Origin of the sequence: Phenylobacterium sp. (genome assembly GCF_030698145.1) — a bacterium.
Lineage (GTDB): Bacteria > Pseudomonadota > Alphaproteobacteria > Caulobacterales > Caulobacteraceae > Phenylobacterium.
Map to the genome: position 1 here is coordinate 16,604 of NZ_JAUYNW010000029.1, position 21,140 is coordinate 37,743.

The 21,140-nt window shown below is 68.7% G+C and carries 23 protein-coding genes; 12 read left to right on the forward strand and 11 right to left on the reverse strand.

What is annotated here, in order from left to right; translation table 11 throughout:
• Position 1 precedes the first annotated feature (1 nt).
• From Q8Q77_RS03635 to Q8Q77_RS03645, 3 genes are all read left to right on the forward strand, one after another.
• Positions 2-898 (forward strand): bifunctional precorrin-2 dehydrogenase/sirohydrochlorin ferrochelatase, encoded by an 897-nt coding sequence (locus tag Q8Q77_RS03635; protein ID WP_305581264.1) that lies wholly within the window; start codon positions 2-4, stop codon positions 896-898.
• Positions 895-1,590: a molybdate ABC transporter permease subunit gene (gene modB, locus Q8Q77_RS03640; protein ID WP_305581266.1), complete on the forward strand. Its 696-nt coding sequence runs from the start codon at positions 895-897 to the stop codon at positions 1,588-1,590. The genes Q8Q77_RS03635 and modB overlap by 4 nt, the downstream gene beginning before the upstream one ends.
• A 66-nt stretch (positions 1,591-1,656) precedes the next feature.
• Entirely contained in the window at positions 1,657-2,661 is a 1,005-nt protein-coding gene (locus Q8Q77_RS03645; RefSeq protein WP_305581268.1) for a phosphotransferase, read from the forward strand.
• Here Q8Q77_RS03645 and Q8Q77_RS03650 read toward each other — a convergent pair.
• The 5 genes from Q8Q77_RS03650 to Q8Q77_RS03670 all read right to left on the reverse strand — a co-directional run bounded on the left by Q8Q77_RS03650 (position 2,658) and on the right by Q8Q77_RS03670 (position 11,429).
• Entirely contained in the window at positions 2,658-4,337 is a 1,680-nt protein-coding gene (locus Q8Q77_RS03650; protein WP_305581270.1) for an MFS transporter, read from the reverse strand. The two genes, Q8Q77_RS03645 and Q8Q77_RS03650, sit on opposite strands and share 4 nt — an antisense overlap.
• Before the next feature lie 59 nt (positions 4,338-4,396).
• Positions 4,397-7,090: a PAS domain S-box protein gene (locus tag Q8Q77_RS03655; protein WP_305581272.1), complete on the reverse strand. Its 2,694-nt coding sequence runs from the start codon at positions 7,088-7,090 to the stop codon at positions 4,397-4,399.
• A gap of 86 nt (positions 7,091-7,176) precedes the next feature.
• Entirely contained in the window at positions 7,177-8,367 is a 1,191-nt protein-coding gene (locus Q8Q77_RS03660) for an acyl-CoA dehydrogenase (RefSeq protein WP_305581274.1), read from the reverse strand.
• Positions 8,368-8,412: 45 nt separating this feature from the next.
• Entirely contained in the window at positions 8,413-9,201 is a 789-nt protein-coding gene (locus Q8Q77_RS03665) for an enoyl-CoA hydratase/isomerase family protein (protein WP_305581276.1), read from the reverse strand.
• A gap of 140 nt (positions 9,202-9,341) precedes the next feature.
• The gene (locus Q8Q77_RS03670; RefSeq protein ID WP_305581358.1) at positions 9,342-11,429 is read right to left on the reverse strand and encodes a TonB-dependent siderophore receptor; all 2,088 of its coding nucleotides are present in this window, start codon (positions 11,427-11,429) and stop codon (positions 9,342-9,344) included.
• 234 nt (positions 11,430-11,663) lie between these two features.
• On the opposite strand from Q8Q77_RS03670, the gene Q8Q77_RS03675 reads away from it, so the two are divergent.
• Positions 11,664-11,858 carry a hypothetical protein gene (locus Q8Q77_RS03675; protein ID WP_305581278.1) on the forward strand — a complete coding sequence of 65 codons (195 nt, stop codon included), beginning with the start codon at positions 11,664-11,666 and terminating at the stop codon, positions 11,856-11,858.
• On the opposite strand, the gene cysQ is transcribed toward Q8Q77_RS03675, so the two are convergent.
• Both cysQ and Q8Q77_RS03685 read right to left on the reverse strand, forming a co-directional pair.
• Positions 11,855-12,616 (reverse strand): 3'(2'),5'-bisphosphate nucleotidase CysQ, encoded by a 762-nt coding sequence (cysQ, locus tag Q8Q77_RS03680; protein ID WP_305581280.1) that lies wholly within the window; start codon positions 12,614-12,616, stop codon positions 11,855-11,857. The two genes, Q8Q77_RS03675 and cysQ, sit on opposite strands and share 4 nt — an antisense overlap.
• Positions 12,613-12,810: a DUF3553 domain-containing protein gene (locus Q8Q77_RS03685; protein WP_305581281.1), complete on the reverse strand. Its 198-nt coding sequence runs from the start codon at positions 12,808-12,810 to the stop codon at positions 12,613-12,615. Before Q8Q77_RS03685 ends, cysQ begins: the two co-directional genes overlap by 4 nt.
• Before the next feature lie 69 nt (positions 12,811-12,879).
• Between Q8Q77_RS03685 and chpT the strand changes: the two genes are divergently transcribed.
• Both chpT and Q8Q77_RS03695 read left to right on the forward strand, forming a co-directional pair.
• Positions 12,880-13,563 (forward strand): histidine phosphotransferase ChpT, encoded by a 684-nt coding sequence (chpT, locus tag Q8Q77_RS03690; RefSeq protein WP_305581283.1) that lies wholly within the window; start codon positions 12,880-12,882, stop codon positions 13,561-13,563.
• Positions 13,564-13,628: 65 nt separating this feature from the next.
• Positions 13,629-14,006: a VOC family protein gene (locus Q8Q77_RS03695; protein WP_305581285.1), complete on the forward strand. Its 378-nt coding sequence runs from the start codon at positions 13,629-13,631 to the stop codon at positions 14,004-14,006.
• A gap of 47 nt (positions 14,007-14,053) precedes the next feature.
• Here Q8Q77_RS03695 and Q8Q77_RS03700 read toward each other — a convergent pair whose 3' ends face one another.
• Together Q8Q77_RS03700 and Q8Q77_RS03705 are read right to left on the reverse strand one after the other, a co-directional pair.
• Positions 14,054-14,581 carry a hypothetical protein gene (locus Q8Q77_RS03700; RefSeq protein WP_305581287.1) on the reverse strand — a complete coding sequence of 176 codons (528 nt, stop codon included), beginning with the start codon at positions 14,579-14,581 and terminating at the stop codon, positions 14,054-14,056.
• A gap of 100 nt (positions 14,582-14,681) precedes the next feature.
• Positions 14,682-16,016 (reverse strand): amidohydrolase family protein, encoded by a 1,335-nt coding sequence (locus tag Q8Q77_RS03705; protein ID WP_305581289.1) that lies wholly within the window; start codon positions 16,014-16,016, stop codon positions 14,682-14,684.
• 71 nt (positions 16,017-16,087) lie between these two features.
• Between Q8Q77_RS03705 and Q8Q77_RS03710 the strand changes: the two genes are divergently transcribed.
• The 4 genes from Q8Q77_RS03710 (at position 16,088) to Q8Q77_RS03725 (ending at position 18,800) form a co-directional block, all read left to right on the forward strand.
• Positions 16,088-16,474 carry a VOC family protein gene (locus Q8Q77_RS03710; protein WP_305581291.1) on the forward strand — a complete coding sequence of 129 codons (387 nt, stop codon included), beginning with the start codon at positions 16,088-16,090 and terminating at the stop codon, positions 16,472-16,474.
• A 66-nt stretch (positions 16,475-16,540) separates the two neighbouring features.
• A complete protein-coding gene (locus Q8Q77_RS03715; protein WP_305581293.1) occupies positions 16,541-17,422 on the forward strand; it encodes a TauD/TfdA family dioxygenase in 882 nt (293 codons plus the stop codon).
• A gap of 58 nt (positions 17,423-17,480) precedes the next feature.
• Positions 17,481-18,299 (forward strand): SDR family NAD(P)-dependent oxidoreductase, encoded by an 819-nt coding sequence (locus Q8Q77_RS03720; RefSeq protein WP_305581295.1) that lies wholly within the window; start codon positions 17,481-17,483, stop codon positions 18,297-18,299.
• A 69-nt stretch (positions 18,300-18,368) separates the two neighbouring features.
• Positions 18,369-18,800 (forward strand): nuclear transport factor 2 family protein, encoded by a 432-nt coding sequence (locus Q8Q77_RS03725; protein ID WP_305581297.1) that lies wholly within the window; start codon positions 18,369-18,371, stop codon positions 18,798-18,800.
• Here Q8Q77_RS03725 and Q8Q77_RS03730 read toward each other — a convergent pair.
• Complete coding sequence (locus tag Q8Q77_RS03730) at positions 18,797-19,522, reverse strand: glutathione S-transferase N-terminal domain-containing protein (protein ID WP_305581299.1); 726 nt, start codon at positions 19,520-19,522, stop codon at positions 18,797-18,799. The two genes, Q8Q77_RS03725 and Q8Q77_RS03730, sit on opposite strands and share 4 nt — an antisense overlap.
• Before the next feature lie 206 nt (positions 19,523-19,728).
• On the opposite strand from Q8Q77_RS03730, the gene Q8Q77_RS03735 reads away from it, so the two are divergent.
• Positions 19,729-20,094 carry a PleD family two-component system response regulator gene (locus Q8Q77_RS03735; protein WP_305581301.1) on the forward strand — a complete coding sequence of 122 codons (366 nt, stop codon included), beginning with the start codon at positions 19,729-19,731 and terminating at the stop codon, positions 20,092-20,094.
• Positions 20,091-20,918: a protein-glutamate O-methyltransferase CheR gene (locus Q8Q77_RS03740; RefSeq protein WP_305581303.1), complete on the forward strand. Its 828-nt coding sequence runs from the start codon at positions 20,091-20,093 to the stop codon at positions 20,916-20,918. The genes Q8Q77_RS03735 and Q8Q77_RS03740 overlap by 4 nt, the downstream gene beginning before the upstream one ends.
• An 83-nt stretch (positions 20,919-21,001) precedes the next feature.
• Here the strand turns inward: Q8Q77_RS03740 and Q8Q77_RS03745 are convergent, their stop codons facing one another.
• Positions 21,002-21,139: an entericidin A/B family lipoprotein gene (locus tag Q8Q77_RS03745; RefSeq protein WP_305581306.1), complete on the reverse strand. Its 138-nt coding sequence runs from the start codon at positions 21,137-21,139 to the stop codon at positions 21,002-21,004.
• Position 21,140 lies beyond the last annotated feature (1 nt).

A 21,140-nucleotide genomic window follows, 5' to 3' on the forward strand; every position in this document is an offset into this window, starting at 1 on the left:
GGTGGACGCCTTCCCAGCCTTCATCCCGCTGCACGGCGCCACGGTGGTTATCGCCGGGTCCGGCGAGGCCGCCGAAGCCAAGGCGCGGCTGTTCGAGAGCTCGCCCGCGACGGTGGTCCGCATCGAGGGCCCCGCCGCCCTCATCGCCGGCGCCTATGCCGGCGCGACCCTGGCCTTCATCGCCACCGACGACGACATCTTCGCCCAGGCCGCGGCGCAGGCGGCGCGGGCCGCCGGGGCCTGGGTCAACGTCGTCGACCGCCTCGCGCTCTGCGACTTCACCACACCCTCGGTGATCGACCGGGGCGAGGTGGTGGCGGCCATCGGCACGGGCGGCGCCTCGCCGATGCTGGCGGCCATGCTGCGCAACGACATCGAACAGCGCGTCCCGGAGGGCGCGGGCCGCGTGGCCGCCCTGTTCCGCAAGCATCAGGACGAGGTGCGCAAGGCGCTGCCGGACCTGCCCGCGCGCCGCGCCTTCCTGCGCGAGGCCTTGGCCGGACCCGCCGCCCAGGCCGCCCAGGCCGGCGACATGGAGGCGGCGACTAGGCTGTTCCTTGAGGGGCTGGCCAAGGGGCCCATGGCCCAGGGCAAGGTGCAGTTCGTAGCCGGGCGCGGCCCCGCCGATCTCCTGACCCTGCGTGCCAGCCGCGCCCTGGCGGCGGCCGACGTGCTGGTCGCCGACACCGACGCCGACCCCGACATTCTGAGCCTGGCGCGCCGGGACGCCGAGCGGCTGGCGCCGGACGCGGCGACGCCCGACAGGCTGATCGCCCTGGCCGCCTCGGGTCTGCGGGTGGTGCGGGTGATCTGCGGCCCGCCGTCGGACGCCGACCTCCAGGCCCTGGCCGCGGCCGGCGCGGCCACTGAGGTCCTTTCGGCGGCGCCCGACCGGTGAGCGCCTTCACGCCGGAGGATTTCGCCGCGGTCGCCCTGTCGCTGAAGGTGGCGCTGGCCGCCACCCTGTTCGGCCTGCCCCTGGCCCTGGCCGCGGCCTTCGCCCAGGCCCGCGGGCGCTTCGGCCTCCGCGTCGCCCTGGACGCCGCCGTCACCCTGCCGCTGGTCCTGCCGCCGGTGGCGACCGGCTATGTGCTGCTGCTGCTGTTCGGCCGGCGCGGCCCCATCGGCGCCCTGCTGGAGAAGGTCGGGATCGTCTTCGCCTTCGACTGGACCGGCGCGGCGCTGGCAGCCGGGATCATGGCCTTCCCACTGATGGTGCGGCCCATGCGCCTGGCGATCGAGGCCATCGACCGTGAGGTGGACGAGGTCGCCCTGACACTTGGCGCCGGCGCCCTGACCCGCTTCTTCCGCGTGACCCTGCCGCTCGCCGCCCCCGGCGTGGCGGCCGGCGCCATCCTCGGCTTCGCCAAGGCCCTGGGCGAGTTCGGCGCGACCATCACCTTCGTCGCCGCGATTCCCGGCGAGACCCTGACCCTGCCGGCGGCCATCTACGGCGCCACCCAGTCGCCCGGCGGCGAGGCCCGCGCCGCGGCCCTGTGCCTGGTGGCCGCCGCCATCGCCGTCGCCGCCGTGCTGGTCTCCGACGCCGTCGGCCGCTGGGCAGGGCGGACCTCGCGCGGATCGCGATAATACTATCCGGGTATTATTGACTCGGAATTATATCCGGGTAAAAGGCGGGTTCACTTGGAGCCGCCCATGTCCATTCCCGACGCCCAGCGCCCCGCTGTCGACCGCGCCCTGACCGCGGCCTTCGGGACGACCGTACTGGACTCCGCCAAGCCGCTGACCGGCGGCCTGTCCGGCGCGTCGATCTACAAGGTCCGGGTCGGGGGCATCGCCTACTTGCTGAGGGTCGAGGGGAGCCGCGACGCCTTCCGCGATCCCGGCCGCTGGTACGGCTGCATGCGCACGGCGGCGGCCGCCTTCCTGGCCCCGCGGGTGCGCCATGCCGACCCCGACGACGGGGTGGCGATTATGGACTTCATCGACGAACGTCCCCTGTCGCTGGACTATCGAGGGACGCGCGCCGACATGATCGTGGAGGTAGCTCAGGCGATCCGGGCCTTGCACGAGGCGCCCGCCTTCCCGCCCCTGGTCGACTACATGGACGGCATGGACGGGCTGATCGGGGCGTTCCAGGCGAGCGGCCTGATTGCGCCGGCGGCGACGGAGGAGCTGTTTTCCCGCTACGCCGTCCTGCGCGCCGGTTATCGGACGCCGGAGCGCGACCAGGTCTCCAGTCACAACGACCTGAATCCGCGCAACATCCTCTATGACGGCGCGCGGCTGTGGCTGGTGGACTGGGAGTCGTCCTTCCTGGCCGACCGTTATGTGGACCTGGCGACGCTCGCCAATGTCTTCGCCCAGACGCCGGAGGAGGAGGCGCTGCTGGCGCGGACCTATTTCGGCGAAACGCCGGACGCCGAGCGGCAGGCGCGGCTATTCCTGATGCGGCAGGTCAACCACGTCTTCTACGGCGTGATCATGCTGAATGGCGTCGCCGCCGAGCAGCCCGGCCTGCGCGAGACCAGCCTCGAGGCGCCGGAACTCGCCGAGATCCACCAGGCCCTGGGGACCGGCGAGTTCGTGTTGGAATCCTGGCGTGGCCGCCTCGCCTACGGCAAGGCGCGTCTCAACGCGGCCCTGGACGGGCTGCGGTCTGCTCGATTCCCGGAGGCGTTGGAGCTAGTGGCTACCTAGTCGTCCAGCGACCGTCCCTTGGTTTCGGGTAGCAGGAAGAAGCAGGTCACCACCGAGACCGCCGTGAAGGCGAAGGGATACCAGAGGCCCGAATAGATGTTCCCCGTCGCCGCCACGATGGCGAAGGCGGTGAAGGGCACGAAGCCGCCGATCCAGCCGGTGCCGATATGATAGGGCAGCGACATGGCCGTGTAGCGGATCCGGGTCGGGAACAACTCCACCAGGCAGGCGGCGATCGGGCCGTAGAGCGCGGTGGCGGCGATGACGAAGACCAGCAGCACTCCGAAGGCGCCCAGCAGGTTCATGCGCTCGGGATCGGCCTTGGCCGGGTAGCCGGCCTCGACCAGCGCAGCCTTGATCCGGGTTTCCACGGCGGCTTTCGCCGCCTTGGCGGCGTCGGCCGGGAGGCCCGCGGCCGAGGTGGACGGGACACTGGCCTCGCCCAGCCGCACGACGGCGGGCGCGCCGGCCGGGCCGGCCTCGGTCCGATAGGAGACCCCCGCATTGGCCAATGAGCTCTTGGCGATGTCGCAGGAAGAGACGAAGGCCGCCTTGCCCACGGGGTCGAACTGCAGCGAGCAGTCGGCCGGGTCGGCGACGACCACGACCGGCGTGCGGACCTCGGCCTCGGCGAGCGCGGGGTTGAGGGTCTGGGACAGCAGGTGGAAGCCCGGGAAATAGGCCGCGAGCATCAGGGTCATGCCGAACAGCATCACGGGCTTGCGCCCGAACCTGTCCGACATCCAACCGAAGGCCACATAGCCGATGGCGCTGACCGCGGTCGCCGACAGCATCAGGAGGTTGATGGTCTCGGGCGCGACCTTCAGGAACCGCTCCATGAAGGTCTGGGTGTAGAAGAAGGCGGTGTACCAGACCGCGCCCTGGGCCGACATGATGGCGATCAGGGCCAGCAGGACGATCTTCAGGTTGGGCCATTGGCCGAAGGCTTCGGTGAAGGGCGCCTTGGACGACGTCCCCTCGGCCTTCATCTTGGTGAAGGCCGGGCTCTCGCTGAGCTTAAGGCGCATCCAGATCGAGATCGCCAGCAGGCCCGCGGAGAACAGGAAGGGTATGCGCCAGCCCCAGGCGTCGAAGGCCTCCGGGCCGAAGAACTTGCCCAGGATGAGGCGGGTCGCGAGGATCACCATCAGGGCGCCGAACAGGCCCAAGGCTGCGGAGGTCTGGACCCAGCTCGTGGCCCGGCCGCGGCCGCCGGGGGGTGCGTGCTCGGCCACGTAGATCGCCGCCCCGCCGTACTCGCCGCCCAGGGCGAAGCCCTGGATGATGCGCATGAGCACCAGCAGCGCCGGCGCCAGCAGGCCCACCTGGGCGTAGGTCGGCAGCAGGCCGATCGCGAAGGTCGCGCCGCCCATCAGGGCCACGGTGACCAGGAACGCGCCCTTGCGCCCGGCCTTGTCGCCGATACGGCCGAAGACCAGGGCGCCCAGGGGACGGAACAGGAAGCCCGCGCCGAACAGGGCCAGGGCCGCGATATAGCCCGCCGCCTCGGGCAGGCCGGAAAAGAAGGTCTTGGAGATGACCTGGGTCAGGCTGCCGAAGACGAAGAAGTCGTACCACTCGAAGGCCGTGCCGGCCGACGACGCCGCCACCACCGTCTTCAGCGATGCGGGCTTCTTCTCCGCCGTATCCGTCGTCTCCGCGGCGATCTCCGCCATGCGTCTCTCCCCCGTCACAGGGGGAGACGTCTAACGCGACGACGGGATGTGGGGAAGGCCTAGGCGGCCGCCTCGTCCTCGGCTGCGACGCCGCCGCTCAGCCGGGAGATCTCCGCCAGCAGGGCGGAGGGGGAGATGGGCTTGCCGACCACCCCGTCCATACCGGCCTCGAGATAGGCCTGGCGCTGGTGGGAGAGGACGTTGGCGGTGAGGGCCACGATCGGCGTGCTGGCGACCGGGCCGCCCAGGGCGCGGATGCGGCGGCTGGCCTCCAGGCCGTCGATGCCCGGCATCTGTACGTCCATCAGGATCAGTTCGAAGCCGCCGCGGGCGGCGGCCTCGACGCCCAGCAGGCCGTCGGCGGCGGTCTCGACCGCGGCGCCCAGGTTTTCCAGCAGCTTGGTGACGATCATGCGGTTGGTGGCGTTGTCCTCGACCACCAGTACCCGCAGGCCTTCAAGATAGGGCTCGGCGGTCTCGAGTTCGGGGGCGACGGCCTCGGCGGGCGGGGCGGCCACCTCGAGCCAGAAGATCGATCCCACGCCCTCCGTCGAGGCGAAACCCACCCCGCCACCAAGCATCCCGGCCAGGCGTTGGGTGATGGCCAGGCCCAGGCCCGAGCCGCCGAACTTGCGCGTGGTCGAGGCGTCGCCCTGGTCGAAGCGCTGGAAGATTCTGGGCTGCACGGCCTCGGGGATGCCGACACCGGTGTCGGCCACCTCCAGGCGCAGCATGGGGTCGGCCGGTCCGGACTTGAGGCCGGCACGCACCGTGACGCCACCCTTGAGGGTGAACTTCACCGCGTTGCCGATCAGATTGAACAGCGCCTGGCGCACTCGAACGGGGTCGGTCCGAACCCAGCCCAGGTCGGAGGCGATGTCCACATTGAGGGTCAGGCCCTTGGCCTCGGCCTGGGGCCGCAGCAGCCGGGCGACGCCCTCGATCAGGGCGCGCGGGTCGATCGGCTCGCAGGCCAGCTCCAGCCGGCCGGCCTCGATCTTCGAGAAGTCGATCACGTCGTTCAGGAGCACGGCCAGCATCTGGCCGCAGGAGAGGGCCTCCTCCAGCATCTTGCGGCCGTCGTCCGAAAGGGTCTCGGACTTCAGAAGGTGCAGCACGCCCATGACGCCGTTCATCGGCGTCCGGATCTCGTGGCTCATATTGGCCAGGAAGGCGGCCTTGGCCTCGGTGGCCGCCTGAGCCGCGCGCTGGGCCTCGATCAGGTCCAGCTCCTGGCGCTTGCGCACATCGAAGTCCTGGACGAGGCCGACGCCCTTCAGCCACTTGCCTTTGCGGTCGGTCTTCAGGTGGTGGAACACCCGCACCCAGCGTTCCTCGCCGGTGTCGCTGAGCGCGCGGGCCTCGAAGGCCTCGCCGGATCCCCGCTTGCCGTCGCGGATATCGTTGAAGGCGTCGCGGAGCTGCGCCTGATCGTCCGAATGGAAGCGCGGAAAGTTGAGCTTGAGGGCGTCCTCGTAGCCGGCCACCCGGCCGCCGACCAGTTTCTTGAACTCCGGGCTGGCCCAGAAGGTCTTGTGGACGTGGTCGATCTCGTAGACCCCGGCCTCGGCCGCATTGAGAGCCAGTTTCAGCCGCCGCGCGCTGACCTGGGCGTCCTCGCGCGCCTTGGCCTGGACCGAGATGTCGTCGACATAGCAGATCACGCCCTGGACCCTGCCGCGGGCGTCATGCCAGGGGCGAGCCTCCCAGCGCACCCAGTGCTTGCCTCCCATGCCGTCGGTGAACTTGTCCTCCTTGGCCTTGACCACCTCGCCGGTGAGCGCCCGGGTCTGGGCTGACAGCAGCCGTTTCGGCGCGCCGGGGAAAACGTCCTTCAGCGTGCGGCCGATGTGGGCGCGCTTGTCCAGCTTGAAGGCCTGCCGCCAACTGTTGGAGATCACCATGTAGCGTAGCTGCTTGTCGAACATGGCCACTGCGAAGGGGGCGTTCTCGATCAGCTGCCGGATCTGCTGCTCGCCGCGCAGGGCCGTGTCACGCGCCTCAGCGAGTTCGGTGATGTTTTGCGATAGGCCCTTCAGGGCGTAGGCGCCGCTGGGGCGTGGCTCGGTGTGGAAGGTGACGCGCCAGGACGTCCAGCGGCCATTGCGACCGCGCAGGCGATGTTGGAAGGCGCCGCCGACGCCCTTGACCGTTCCGGCGATGAAGAGGGCTTGCACGCGCTCCCGTTCCTCGGCGTGCAGCAGGGCCTCGAACTGGGCGCTGTTGGCGATCTCCTCGGGCGCGTAGCCGATGACGGACAGGATGTCGTCCGACCAGGAAATGCCGTCCGTGTCGGGTTCGTAGGTCCAGCTGCCGATACCGGCGGTGATCGACAACACGACCTGGGTGCGATGGGCCTCCTCGAGGTCGAGCGCCCGCTGTTTCGCCTCGGTCACGTCCAGCGCCACGCCGACGATCCGGCCGTCCGGCTGCATCTGGGCCCGCCCATCGAACCAGACGAAACGGTCGTCCTTGGTGTGCAGCCGCAGCAGGCTCTCGCTTGTGCCCGTCCGGGTCAGCCGTTCGAAGTGGGCGTCCATCTCACCAACATCGTCGGGATGGGCCATGTCACGCACCCCGCGGCCCAACATCTCCGCCTGGGTCCAGCCGGTGGCGCGTTCGAAGGCCGGATTGACCTGGTCGACCGCGCCGTCCGCGCTGATGACGAACATCACCTCGCGGCTGTTGTCGAACAGCCACTGCGACATGTCGCCGGTGTTGGCCGGTCGGACTTCCGGCCGCGCTCTGGGCATGCCCCATCCCCTAGGTTCGGATGGAGCCTAGCGCGGCCCGGTAAACGTATCGTTTGGGGCGTCTTCCGCAAACGTACAGGTTGTGTCTAGAACGCGTTCTCGCCGGTGATGGCGCGGCCCAGGATCAGGGCGTGGACGTCGTGCGCGCCCTCGTAGGTGTTGACCGTCTCCAGGTTCGCGGCGTGCCGCATCACGTGATAATCGCCTGAAATCCCGTTGCCGCCATGGATGTCGCGGGCCTCGCGGGCGATGGCCAGGGCCTTGCCGCAGTTGTTGCGCTTCATCAGGCTGATGGCTTCGGGGACCCAAGCCCCCTGGTCGAGCAGGCGGCCCAGCGCCAAGGCGCCCTCGAAGCCCAGCGCGATCTCGGTCTGCATGTCGGCCAGCTTCTTCTGCACCAGCTGGCGGGCGGCCAGCGGCTTGCCGAATACTTTGCGGGTCAGGGTGTAATCGCGGCTGGCGTGCAGGCAGAACTCGGCCGCGCCCATGGCGCCCCAGGAAATCCCGTAGCGGGCCTTGTTGAGGCAGGAGAACGGGCCGCGCAGGCCCGAGACCCCCGGCATCATCATGTCCTCGGGCACGAAGACGTCGCTGAGCGAGATCTCGCCGGTCACCGAGGCGCGCAGGGAGAGCTTGTTGAGGATCTTCGGCGTCTCCAGGCCCTTGGAGCCGCGATCCACCAGGAAGCCCCGGATCACCCCGTCCAGCTTGGCCCAGACCAGGCAGACATCGGCGATCGGGGCGTTGGTGATCCACATCTTGGCGCCGTTGAGCACGTAGCCGCCGTCGGTCTTCTTCGCCACCGTGCGCATGGAGGCCGGGTCGGACCCGCCGTCGGCCTCCGTCAGGCCGAAGCAGCCGACGATCTCGCCGCGCGCCATGCCCGGCAGGTACTTCATCTTCTGCTCTTCCGAGCCGAAGGCGTAGATCGGGTACATGACCAGCGAGGACTGGACGCTCATAGCCGAGCGGTAGCCGCTGTCGACCGCCTCGATCTCCCGGGCGATCAGGCCATAGGCTACGTGGCTGACGCCGGCGCCGCCGTACTTCTCCGGCAGGGTCGCGCCCAGGAAGCCCCTGGCGCCCATCTCGGTCATGATCTCGCGGTCGAACCGCTCGTCGGCATAGGCCGAGACCACCCGGGGCAGCAGCTTCTCGCGGGCGTAGGAGCGGGCCGCGTCCCAGACCATCCGCTCCTCCTCGGTGAGGCGCGAGGCGAGGTCCAGCGGGTCTTCCCAATCGAAGGTCTTCTGGGTGTCTGCGGCGTCCAGGGCCATGGCGCGTCTCCATTGAAGGAAGTTCGCGCGCCTTATGACGCCATTTTACGTGCCCGTGTAGACGCCTTTGCGTTTCTCGCGGAATGAGGCCAGGGACTCCTTGGCGTCATTGGGCGATCGGCGCGAAAAGCCGAGGCCGACGGACTCGTATTTGAGCGCCTGTTCCAGGTCGGCCTCCTGGCTGTGCCGCAGCACCCGCTTGGAGGACCGGATCGCCAGCGGCGGCCACTGGGCCATCTGTTCGCCATAGGCCACGGCGGCCTCGACCAGGTCACCTTCGACCAGCCGGTTGAGCAGGCCCAGCGACAGGGCTTCCCGCGCCTCGACCATGCGGCTGGTGAAGATCAGGTCGGCGGCCGCCGCATAGCCGACGATACGCGGCAGGAACCAGGACAGCCCGGAGTCCGGCGACAGGTTGCGCTCGGCGAAGGTGGTCTTGAACCGCGCGCCGGGTCCGCCGATGCGGACGTCGCAGGCCAGGGCCGCGCTCATGCCCGCCCCGGCGCAGACGCCGTTGATCGCCCCGATCAGCGGCTTGTCGAAGTCGTGGAACAGCCGCGCCCAGCGGCCGACCCAACCCATCTCGTCCAGCCGCCCCTCCTGGGAGGTGTCCGGCGGCGGCAGGGTTCCGGTGAGGTCGGCGCCCGAACAGAACCCCCGGCCGGCCCCGGTCATCACCAGCACCCGCACCCCGTCGTCCTCCCGGGCCTCGCCCACGGCCGCGTGCACGTCGCGCCGCAGCTCGGCGGAGATGGCGTTCAGCTTGTCGGGGCGGTTGAGGGTAAGCACGCCAACCTGGCCGCGTGTCTCGTAGGTGATGGTCTCGTAGGCCACGGCGTCCCTCCCGTTTTGGCAAGTCTCGCCCAACGGTCGCGGGAAGCAAGCAGCCTGAACGAAAACGCCCCGCCCGGGCCAGCCGGGCGGGGCGTCACGAGAGCCGATCCGAGGGGGGAGGGGGATCGGGTCCGGGGGGATCAGAACCTGGCGGTCAGCGAGGCGCGCACCGTACGCGGCGCACCGGGCATGATGTTGTTGTTCCCGTGCGAGGTCGGATAGTAGGCCTCGTCCAGCAGGTTCTCGACATTGACCTGAACCTTCAGGCTGTCGGTGACGTCGTAGAACACCGCCGCGTCGACTCTGGTGAAGCCCGGCAGGGTTACAGCGTTGTCGATGGCGGCGAACATCTTGTCCTGGTGGATAAGGCCCAGTCCGAGGGCCCAGTCCTGCGTCACCTGGAACTTGTTCCACAGCGAGAGCGTGTGCTTGGGAGTCAGGGCGACCTTCTGGCCGGGATTGGCTGCAGTGGTGGCGGTGGTGATCTCCGCGTCCTGCCAGGCGAAGCCGCCGACCACCTCCCAGACCTCGTTGAGCCGGCCGCTGACGCCGAGCTCGAAGCCCTTGGTCCGCTGGCTGCCGGTCTGCACGGTAAGGGCGGGATTGTTCGGGTCGCGCGCCGTGGTGTTGTCGCGATCGAGCTGATAGGCGGCCGCGGTCAGGATCAGGTCCGGGCGCAGCTCCCACTTCAGACCGGCCTCGTAGTTCTCGAACTCCTCCGGCTCCAGGGTCTTGGAGGTCGCGGTCAGCGACGAGAACTGGTCGCCCGAGCTCGGCAGGAAGGACTTCGAATAGCTGGCGTAGATCGAGACCGCCTCGATGGGCTTGTAGACCACACCGGCCCGCGGCGAGACCAGGTCGTCGGTGCGGCTCAGCCGGTCGCCGTTGCGGTGGTTCTCGAATTCCAAGTCGAAGCTGTCGTAGCGCAGGCCGGCGATGATCTGGAACTGCGGCGTCAGCTCGATCTGGTCCTGAACATAGACCGCAGCCACCTTGGCGGTGACGTGGTTGTCGGCGTCGGTGGCGCTCTGCCGGAACGTGAGATTGGGGCTGAAGATCGTCGGGCTGGCGAACGGAACCAGGATCGAGGTCGCCGTCCCATTGAAGAAGCCGGTGTTGCGGAAGTTGTCGGTCTCCTGGACGCCGAACTCGGCGCCCACCAGTACAGTGTGCTTGATCGACCCGGTCTCAGCCTTCCAGACCAGGTCGGTCTGGTTGAACAGGTTCTCCCGCTCGGTGGGGTTGTTGTAAGCCGTGATCGAGACCTGGGTCCCGGCGGCGTTCACCGCGCCGGGCAGGACGTTCTGATAGAACTTGTCGTAGCTGGCGTAGGCGGTGTTGTTGCGGACCGTCAGGCCTTCGCCGATCTCGTACTCGACCGCGGCGCTGAGCGCGTCGACCCGCGCCGTGGCGTAGCTGAGCGCCGGGGCGCCGAAGAAGGTCTCGATGGGCGCGCGGGACGGGCGGCCCTGGAAGGACGGGATGCCCCGGTCGACAACCCGGTCATCCTCGAAATGCTCATAGGCCACGCGCAGCGAGAGCCGGTCGTTGGGGAGGTAGGTGAAGGTCGGCGCGATCCCCCAGCGCTCCAGCGAAACGTGGTCGCGGAAGCTCTCGGAGTCTTCGTAGAGCAGGTTCAGCCGGCCGGCGAGCCGGGCGCTCAGCGGCTGGTTTAGGTCCGCGGTGAAGCGCTTGTGGTCATGGGAGCCCACTTCCAGCTTCACCTCGCGCAACGGGTCCCAGCCCGCCTGCTTGGTCACGCGGTTGATCACGCCGCCGCCGCCGCCGCGGCCGAAGATCATGGCGTTGGGGCCCTTGAGGAACTCGACCCGCTGGGCGTTGTAGACGTCGCGATAGTACTGGACGTCGTCGCGCACCCCGTCGACGAAGAAGTCGGCGGTGCTGGAATTGCCGCGGATGGTGGGGGCGTCGCGGTGGCCCTCGCCCTGGCCCATGGTGACGCCGGGCACGTAGCGGACGATGTCGGCCATGCTCTGCACCGCCTGGTCGGACATCAACTCCTGGGTGATCACGGTCACCGACTGCGGCACGTCGCGCAGAGGGGTGTCGGTCTTGGTGGCGGTGGAGGTCTGCTTGGCGTCGTAGGCGTCCTTGCGGCCGGTCACGGTGACCCCGGAAATCTCCACGGCGGCCATGGACATGACGGCTTCGTCGGTCTCGGCGCGGGCGACCTGGGGCGCGACGGCCAAGGCCGCGACGCCCGCCATCAGCACGGGAACCAGCTTCCCCTGGACGCGCCTATTTGTCTTGCCTCGAAACGCCACCGCCAACCCCTCAAGCCCAAATGCGAATGAAACTGAGAGGCGGTCTTAGTTAGGCGCGACTGTCTTGGCAATGAGAATTGATTGCAACTAGCTGGCGCCGAGGTCGTCGCACGGCGAGCGCAACCAAGCCGGCGTTCGCTGGTTCCACGTCCAGACCCATCCTGCCGGAGAAGGATCGTGCTCGCCGCCAGCCCATCCGACATCGCGCGGCCGTTCCTGTGGCTCGCCGCCATCGGCTTCGCCGTGGGCTTCGTCGGCTACCTGTTGCTGGGCGGCGGCGCCCAGGCCCTCACCCGCGCACGGCTTGACGCGAAGCCGGCCGCCATGACCGAACCCCTGTCGCCGGCCCAGGATCCGCCACGGGAGATCTAGCCGCCCTTGGCGACGAACCAGCCGTTGCGGAAGCCTTCGCCGGCCTTGCCGTAGTGGAAGGTCTCGCCCTCCGGCGTGGTCATGATCCCGCCGGCCGCCTCCAGCACCGCGTGGCCCGCGGCCACGTCCCACTCCATGGTCGGGCCATGACGGGGATAGATGTCGGCCGCCCCCTCCGCGATCCGGCAGAACTTGATGGACGAGTCCATCGGCTGGCGCAGGTGAAAGCCGTACTGGGCGGCCAGCTTGTCGGCGGTCTCTTCCTTCATGGTGTGGCTGATCAGGGCCACGGCCGCGCCTTCTGGCCAGGGCCGGACGCTGACGGGCTCCGCCAACCCGCCGGCCTTGCGCTTCAGCGCCTTGCCGCCGGAGGTGAACCAGGTCTCGTCGGTGGCCGGGGCGCAAACCGCGCCTGCCACCGGCCGTCCATGCTCGATCAGGCCGATATTGACGGTGAAGTTGGGATCCCCGCGCACGAAGGCCTTGGTGCCGTCCACCGGATCGACCAGGAAGAACCGCGGCCCGATGGCGTCGGGGGTTCCGAACTCGCTGGCGTCCTCCTCGGAGATCACCGGCGTGTCGGGATAAAGCGCGGTCAGCCGGGCGACGATCAGGGCCTCGCCCTGGCGGTCGGCCTCGGTGACCGGGCTCTCGTCGGACTTGGAGAAGACGGTCAGGCCAGACTTCCACAGCGGCAGGATGAGGGCGGCGGCTTCCTCGCAGATGTCGGCCAGGGCCGCGCCGAGGTCGTTGCTCATCGGGCCTCGCGCGGGTCGTCGCCGACGAAGACCAGGGCGATGACGGTGGTGTCGATCACCTGCTTGCCCATGTTCTCGAAATTCACTGTCACCTTGGCTCCCGCCACCGACTGCACCTGGCCCAGGCCCCAGTCGTCCAGAGTCGGGTGCTTCACCAGCACGCCGGGCTCCAGGAAGGGATCGGGACCGCTCATGGCCGCGTTCTGTAGAGCGCCCGCCCGGTTTGCCAAAGGGCCAAATCACCCCAAGTTCGGGTTCTGATGATGGATGCCGACGCCCCCGCCCCCGCCGAACCCACGGCCCCGCCCCCCAAGGCCCCCAGGACTGCGGAGGTGGCCGCCTATCTGGCGGCGCGCATGTGTCATGACTTCATAAGTCCGGCCAGCGCCATCGTCTCGGGACTGGACCTGCTGGACGATCCCAGCGCCCAGGACATGAAGGAGGAGGCCATGGGCCTCATCCAGGGCTCGGCGCGCAAGCTGGCCGACCTGCTGTCCTTCAGCCGCGTGGCCTTCGGCGCATCGGCCTCGGCCGAGACCTTCGACGCGCGCGAACTGGCCAAGCTCGCGGGTGGGCTCTTCACCCACATGCGCGCCGAACTCGACTGGCAAGTGGAGCCGGCCGGTGTGAACAAGCCCGCCGCGCGCACCCTGCTCAACCTCGCCCAGATGGCCGGCGCGGCCCTGCCCATCGGTGGAGTCGCCCGCATCCGCGCGGTCGCCGACGCCGGCGGCGGCGTGGCCATCGCCGTGGAAGCCACCGGTCCCAAGGCGCGGCTGCGGCCCGAGGTGCTGGCCGGGCTACGTGGCGACGGACCGGGCGAGGGCCTCCACGGCCACTGGGTCCAGGCCTATTATGTCCACCTGTTCGTCGGCGACGTCGGCGGCCGGATCTTCGCCGACGTGACCGAGGAGAAGGTCACCTTCGCCGCCACCATCCCGGCCTGACCTTGCGGCGCCCCGACGCCGCGCCCAACTATGGCGCCGGCTTCACCGCAGGAAGGGCGTCTCCCATGTTCGATCACCTCTCCGTCGGGGTCCGCGACCTCGCCGCCGCGCGCGCCTTCTACGACGCCTTCTTCGCACCGCTGGGCTGCGCCAACGCCTGGGCGGCGGACAACGAGTTGGCCTATGGACCTGGCGGCGAGACCCGCGACTTCTGGCTCTATCCGGTGGAGGGCGAACGCGTCGCCGGCCTCGGGACCCATATCGCCTTCACCGCCGACAGCCGCCTGGCGGTGGACCAGGCCTACGCCGCGGCGATCGCCGCCGGGGCGACCTCGGTCCGCGCGGCCGGCCTGCACCCGGACATCGGCCCGGACTATTACGGCTGCGTCCTGCTCGATCCCGACGGCAACAAGCTGGAGATCGTCGCGGGGACCATGCACTGAGGCGATTGGGATCCGGACGCCCATTTTCGACCCTTGGCGGACTAACCTCAGCCGATTGTGCGCGGCTCTGCTGGGCTCTTCCAGCCGGCGGGCAGCGGCTCAACGTACCCTGGCGGCCTAGAATATGCAGCGCCGTGCGCGAACCGTCCCGTCCCGCCCTTGAACCCAAGTAGGTACCAGACCTCCAGCGTATAGTCGGCGGTGCGATCGCGATCCTCGGTCTCAAGTCGATCAACCTTGCGCATCGCGGCGGCCACCAATTGGATGACGGTCTTCGCCTCTAACGGCCCGTCTGGCCTTGCCAAAACGCCTTCGAGCATTTCGTCCACTGCCGCGGACGCGATGGCTCGGTCCCTGGGTGTCGCGGCCCCGGTGTATCCAAGCGGTGGGAAGTTGTGTGGCCCGAATTTCGCTTCAACTCGCAATCGACCTATCGCCACGCGCCTTTCGGGCGTTAGTTGAACAACCTCCGAGGACGGCGTCGGAAAGGCCTGCCGATAGCGGACGAAGCCTACGGTCGCGACCGCGACCAACACCGCAGCTAAGAGGCTGCCGATGATGAAAAAGACCCGCATGCGCAATGCATACTAGCTACACCGCCGCTTAGCGAGGCACGGCTGCTTTCCACCCGTGGCGGACAGCAGCTTCGCCGCCCCCTCCCAAGACTCTGCGTCGCTAGTTCGGCGGAAACGCCTGGCGCTGGCCGGACTGCTTGTGGACCACGCCGCGCCGCATCACGAAGGTCGGGCGTTCCAGTTCGGTGACGTCGGCCAGCGGGCTCTTGGCGACCGCGACGAGGTCGGCGTCCTTGCCGGGTTCCAGGGAGCCCAACGTCGCGGTGCGGCCGAGCAGGTCGGCGGCGCTGACCGTGGCGGACTTGATGGCGTCCGCCGGGCTCATGCCGGCGTCAACCATCATCTTGAACTCCTTGGCGTTCTGACCGTGGGTGGAGACGCCGGTGTCGGTGCCGAAGGCGATCTTCACGCCTGACTTGTACTGGGCGATGTGGTTCTCAAAGGCGATCTTGGCGGCTTCCTCGGCCTTGGCCAGTACGTTGCGCGGCCGGGCGCCGGCCCGGGCCTGGGCCAGCGCAGCCTCGGGCGCGACCATGGTCGGGACCAGGTAGGCGCCGGTCTTCTTGAACAGGGCGAGGGTCTCGGCGTCGGTATAGGTAGCGTGCTCGATGCTATCGACCCCGGCGCGCAGAGCCGCCTCGATGCCGTCCTTGCCATGGGCGTGGGCGGTGACCTTGCGACCGAAGCTGTGGCCGGTGTCGACGATGGCCTTCATCTCGTCGTCGAACATCTGGCGGCCCAGGCCGCCGGCCACGTTGGACAGCACCCCGCCGGTGGCGGCGAACTTGATCACCTCGGCCCCCTGGCCGACCTGGTTGCGGACCGCCCGGCGGCACGACTCCGGACCGTCGCACAGGTTGTCGGAGCGGCCGCGGACCAGTTCGGCGATGTCGCGATTGGCGTTGTTGGCGCCGTCGCCATGGCCGCCCGTGATCGAGATCATCCGTCCGGCCGGCACGATGGTCGGCCCGGCCAGGTAGCCGGCTGCGATCCCGTCGCGCAGGGCGGTGATGGCGTGGGCGTCCGAGCCCAGGTCGCGGATGGTGGTGAAGCCCGCTTCCAGCGTGCGCCGCGCATTGTCCACGGCGGTCACCAGGGCGTCTTCTTCGTCGCGGCCGTTGGCCTCGAGCCGCGAGCGCAGCTTGTCGTCGTCGCTGAAGATGTGGACGTGCATGTCGATCAGTCCGGGCAGGACGAACTGGTCCTTCAGGTCGATCAGCGCGGCGCCGGCCTCAGGGGCGACGAAGCCGTCGCGCACCGACTCGATCTTGCCGCCCCGGATCACGACGGTGGAGGCGCCGCGCGGCGCCTGGCCTGGCCGGTCCAGGAGCGCGCCGGCGTGGATGACTGTGACCTTGAAGGCTTGCGCCCCGGCCGACCCCGCGCAGGCCAAGCCAAGGACGATGGCCGCAAGGCCCACGGACAGACGACGCATGAGAACTCCCCCGAAACGCCGGCGCACTCTAGCCTGGGGGCGACCGTCGTCCAGCCATGGAGTCGCCGCCCGTGCCCCAGCAGATCAGCCTCGCCGCCCTGGTGGTGGCCGACTATGACGAGGCCATCGCCTTCTATGTGGAAAAGCTGGGCTTCACGCTCACCGCCGACACGCCCCAGGGGGACGGCAAGCGCTGGGTGGTGGTGACGCCGCCGGGCTCGGCCTGCGGCCTGCTGCTGGCCAAGGCGGTCACGGACGCCCAGGCCGCGCGGATCGGCGACCAGACCGGCGGCCGGGTGGCGTTCTTCCTGCAGACCGACGATTTCGCCCGCGATCACGCCGCGATGACCGCGGCGGGCGTCGTCTTCTTGGAGGCGCCACGCTACGAACCCTATGGGACCGTGGCGGTGTTCCAGGATCTCTATGGCACCCGATGGGATTTATTGCAGCCGACCTGAGCGCTTCTCGCTGGCCTCGGGCGCCGTTGCGATGTTTCATTCGCCGCCAGGTGAAGGAGACCGTCCATGTCCGCGCTGAAAGTCCGCAAAATCGCCGGCGCGCTGGGCGCCGAGCTCACCGGCGTCGACCTGTCGAAGGACCTGTCGGACGCGACGATCGCCCAGATCCGCAAGGCCTTCGTCACCTATCAGGTGATCTTCTTCCGCGACCAGACGCTGACGCCGGAACAGCAGCTCAGCTTCGGCCGCCGTTTCGGGCCGCTGAACATCCATCCCTATGTGGCCGGAATGGACGCCCATCCGGAGGTGATGGAGATCGTCAAGGAGCCTGAGGACCGGGTCAATTTCGGCGGTGGCTGGCACTCCGACATGAGCTTCCTGGAGTATCCCTCAATCGGCTCGATCCTCTACGCGGTCGAACTCCCGTCCTTCGGCGGCGACACCTTGTTCGCCAGCCAGGCGGCGGCCTATGACGCCCTGTCGCCGGGGCTGAAGGCGACGCTCGAGACACTGAACGCCGTCCATTCCGCCGGTCGGGAATATTCCGCCCAGGGCCACTCGGCCCAGTCGCGCAAGACCATGAAGGTGGTGGAGGCCGAGGGGGCGGTGGGCGAGTTCGTCCATCCCGTGGTCAAGGTCCACCCCGAGACCGGCCGCAAGGCGCTCTATGTCAATCCTGCCTTCACGATGCGGATCGAGGGCTGGACCCGGCGCGAGAGCAAGGCCCTGCTGGACTTCCTGTTCGAGCATTCCCGCTACGAGGCCTTCACCTGCCGGTTTTCATGGGCGCCCGGATCGGTGGCCTTCTGGGACAACCGCTCGGTCTGGCATTTCGCCCTCAACGACTATCCCGGCGAGCGCCGCCATATGCGCCGGGTGACCGTCGACGCCTGGCCGGCGGCGGTCGGCAAGACAACCTCAGCAAGGCTGTCCGAGCCGGCTGAATAGTCCCGTCGGTTTCCGATTTCCAATTAAAAACAAAGACTTTCATAAGGGAGAATTTCAAATGAGCGAAGCCCGCATTAGTCCGAACGGGACCCTGAAGGGCAAGGTCGCCCTGGTCACCGGCGCCAGCCGCGGCATCGGCGAATCCATCGCCGCGCGCCTGGCCATGGAGGGCGCCAGCGTTGTGGTCTCGGCCCGCACCGCCTCGGACGGCGAGAGCCGGCTGCCCGGCACCCTGGCCGACACGGTCGAGCGCATCAACAAGGCCGGCGGCAAGGCCGCCTTCGTCAAGGCTGACCTCGCCCAGGCCATCGAGCGCGAGCGCCTGGTCGAGGAAGCCGAGGCCACGTTCGGGCCCATCGACATCCTGATCAACAACGCCGCCATCACCTATTTCATCCCGGTCGAGGAGTTCCCGGAGAAGCGCTTCAAGCTGATGATGGAGGTGCAGGTCTATGCGCCCTTCCACCTGGCCCAGCTCGTCCTGCCGGGCATGAGGGCGCGCAAGCAGGGCTGGATCGTCAACATTTCCTCGCCCGCCGGCATCCATCCCAAGCAGCCGTACCGCGGCGGTCGCGGCGGCACCGTCTACGGCATGTGCAAGGCGGCGCTGGAGCGCTTCACCACCGGCCTGGCGTCCGAGGTCTATGACGACGGGATCGCCGTCAATGTGGTCTCGCCGGGCCTGGTCGACACCCCCGGCGTGGCGGTCCACGGCCTGATCAACGAGGCCACCAAGGACCGGGTCCAGCCCATCGAATTCATCTCGGAAGCCGTCTACCGCCTGGCCTCGGGCGATCCCAAGACCATGACCGGCCGGGTCGAATACGCCGAGCCGTTCCTGAAGGAGCTGGGCGTCAAGCCGTCCGAGCTGGTCTGAACCTAGAAACCTGACAGCGCGGCGCGTGTGGGATCGCTAGGAAGGCCGACGCTTTCCCGGAGGTTCTCCATGCGCCACCTGTTGACCGCGGCGCTCTTCGCGCCGCTGCTGATCGCCGCCGCCCCCGCCCCCGACACTGACGTCAGGTCCGCCGCCAAGGCCTTCGACCAGGCCCAGCTCAGCGGCGACAAGGCGGCGCTGGAACGGTTCCTGGCGCAGGACTTCATCATCGTCCGGGGATCGGGCAAGCAGGTGGGCCGCGAGGATTTCATCGCCGGCTGGCTGACGCCGGGCGTGACGTTCGAGCCCCTGACCATCTTCGATTCGGTCTTCGTGCCGCTGGGCCCGCAGGCGGCCATCGTCGGCGGACGGGTGGAGCTGCGCGGCGCGGAGAACGGCAAGCCGTTCGTCGAACGCTTCCACTATTCCGACGTCTTCGCCTGGCGTGACGGCCGCTGGCAGGTGGTCTTCGTCCAGGTGACCCCGACGCCCGCGTCCTAGGCCACGGGCGCGGGCCGGGCGCGCTGGTTGTAGAGCAGCTTGCGGATGCGCGCCTGATCCTCGGGCGAGATGGTGGCGGGGTCGGGGACCGGCCCGGCGGTGACCGCCATGCCGCGTTGGACGGCGGGGCGGGCGGCTATCTCGTCGTACCAGCGCTTGAAGTACTTGAACTCGCCCATGTCGATGCCCTGGAGCTGCCAGCTGGCAGTCCAGGGATAGCTGATCATGTCGGCGATGGAGTAGTCGTCGCCGGCGATGTAGGGGCGGTCATAGAGGCGGTTGTTCAGCACGCCGTAGAGACGATGGGTCTCGTCGTTGAACCGGCGCTGGGCATAGGACTGGTCGCCGGCGCTCTCGGGCACGCGGCTGAAATGGCCGCGCTCGCCGAACTTCGGGCCCTGGTTGGCCATCTGCCAGATCACCCATTGGGTGACCTCGTAGCGCCCACGCAGGTCGGCGCCCAGGAACCGTCCCGCCCTCTCGGCCAGGTACAGCATGATAGCCCCGGACTCAAAGATCGAGATAGGCGGGCCGCCATCCGCCGGCGCGTGGTCGACGATGGCCGGCATCCGGTTGTTGGGGCTGATCCTCAGGAAATCGTCGGTGAACTGGTCGCCTTGGCCGATGCGGACGGGGACGATCTGGTAGGGAAGCGCCAGTTCCTCCAGCAGGATGGTGACCTTCTTGCCGTTGGGGGTCGGCCAGTAGTGGACGTCGATCATCGCGGGGCCTCTCGAGACTTGGCGGGGCAGGTTCGAGACCCTAGCGGCGGGGCGTCGGGCTTCAAGGCGACAAAAACTGAAAGACGGGTCCGCAAAGTCTTGGACCTCGGAGCGCGGCCGCGCGCCGCGCCGCGAAATAATCTCGCGGCCATACCCCTCCTTAACCACCGGCGGAGCACAAGAAACGCAGGGGAAGGAGCATCCCGTTGAAGACTTGTCTTGTCGTCGACGACAGCAGGGTGATCCGCAAGGTCGCCCGCCGCATCCTGGAGGACATCGGCTTCGAGATCGCCGAGGCCGCCGACGGGATGGAGGCGCTCGCCTGGTGCCGCGCGGCCATGCCCGACGCCGTCCTGCTGGACTGGAACATGCCGCAGATGACCGGCATCGACTTCCTGCGCCATCTGCGGCTCGAGCCGGGCGGCAAGGAGCCCGTGGTGGTGTTCTGCACCGTCGAGAACGACCTGGCCCGCATCCGCGAGGCGCTGGACTGCGGCGCGGACGAATACATCATGAAGCCCTTCGACGGTGACATCATCGCCGCTAAGTTCGCCGAGGTGGGGCTGGCATGAGGCCCGAGGATCGTGACCTGGTGGCTCAGCTCTGCGCGGCGCGCGCGGGGCTCAGGGTCGACCCCGAAAAGAGTTATCTGATCGAAAGCCGGCTGGGCCCCGTAGCCCGCCGGGAGGGCTTCGGCTCGATCGCCGATCTGCTCGCCGCCCTGCGCGCCAAGCGTGAGGACCGCCTGGCCTGGGCCATCGTGGAGTCCATGGCCCAGTCCGAAACCGCCTTCTTCCGGGACCGCGCGCCCTTCGCCCTGTTCCGGGAAGAGGTGTTGCCGGCCCTGGCCCGCCTGCGCGACGGGGAGCCGATCCGCATCTGGTCGGCCGCCTGCGGTTCGGGCCAGGAAGTCTATTCCCTGGCCATGATCGTCGAGGACGAGCGGTCCGAGACTCCCGGCGTCAAGGTCGAGCTGTTCGGCTCCGACCTGTGCGAGCGCCAGCTCGAGAAGGCGCAGAGCGGGCTCTACACCCAGTTCGAGGTGCAGCGCGGCCTGCCGATCCGCCAGTTGGTCCGCCACTTCGAGAAGGTGGACGAGATGTGGGCGATCTCGCCCCGCGTCCGCCAGATGGTTCGCTGGCGGCGGATCAACCTGGTGGCCGATCTGTCCACCGCCGGGCGCTTCGACGTGATCTTCTGCCGCTATGTGCTGGGCGACCTGGTCGAGCCGATGAAGGCCCGCCTGTTAGAGAACCTGGCTCGCGCGCTCAGCCCCGAAGGCTTCCTGTTCCTGGGCGAGGGCGAGAGCGCCACTGGCTTCGAGGACGCATTCCAGCCGGTCGCCGGACGCCCAGGCCTGTTCGCCCGCAACCCCACCTTCCGCGTCGCGGCCTAGGGCCTCACTCCCATTCTAGGCGCGTACGAAAAAGGCCCCGCGGAAGCGGGGCCTCTCTCAGACATTTCAGCCGGGGCCGAAGCCTACTTCTTGGCGTCTTCGGCGGTGCTGGTCACGGCTTCGCCCGCGGCCTTCACGTCCTGGCCGGCGCCGGAAACCGTGTTGCAGGCGCTGAGGGTCAGGCTGGCGGCCATGAGGGCCAGGATCGCAAACGTACGCATT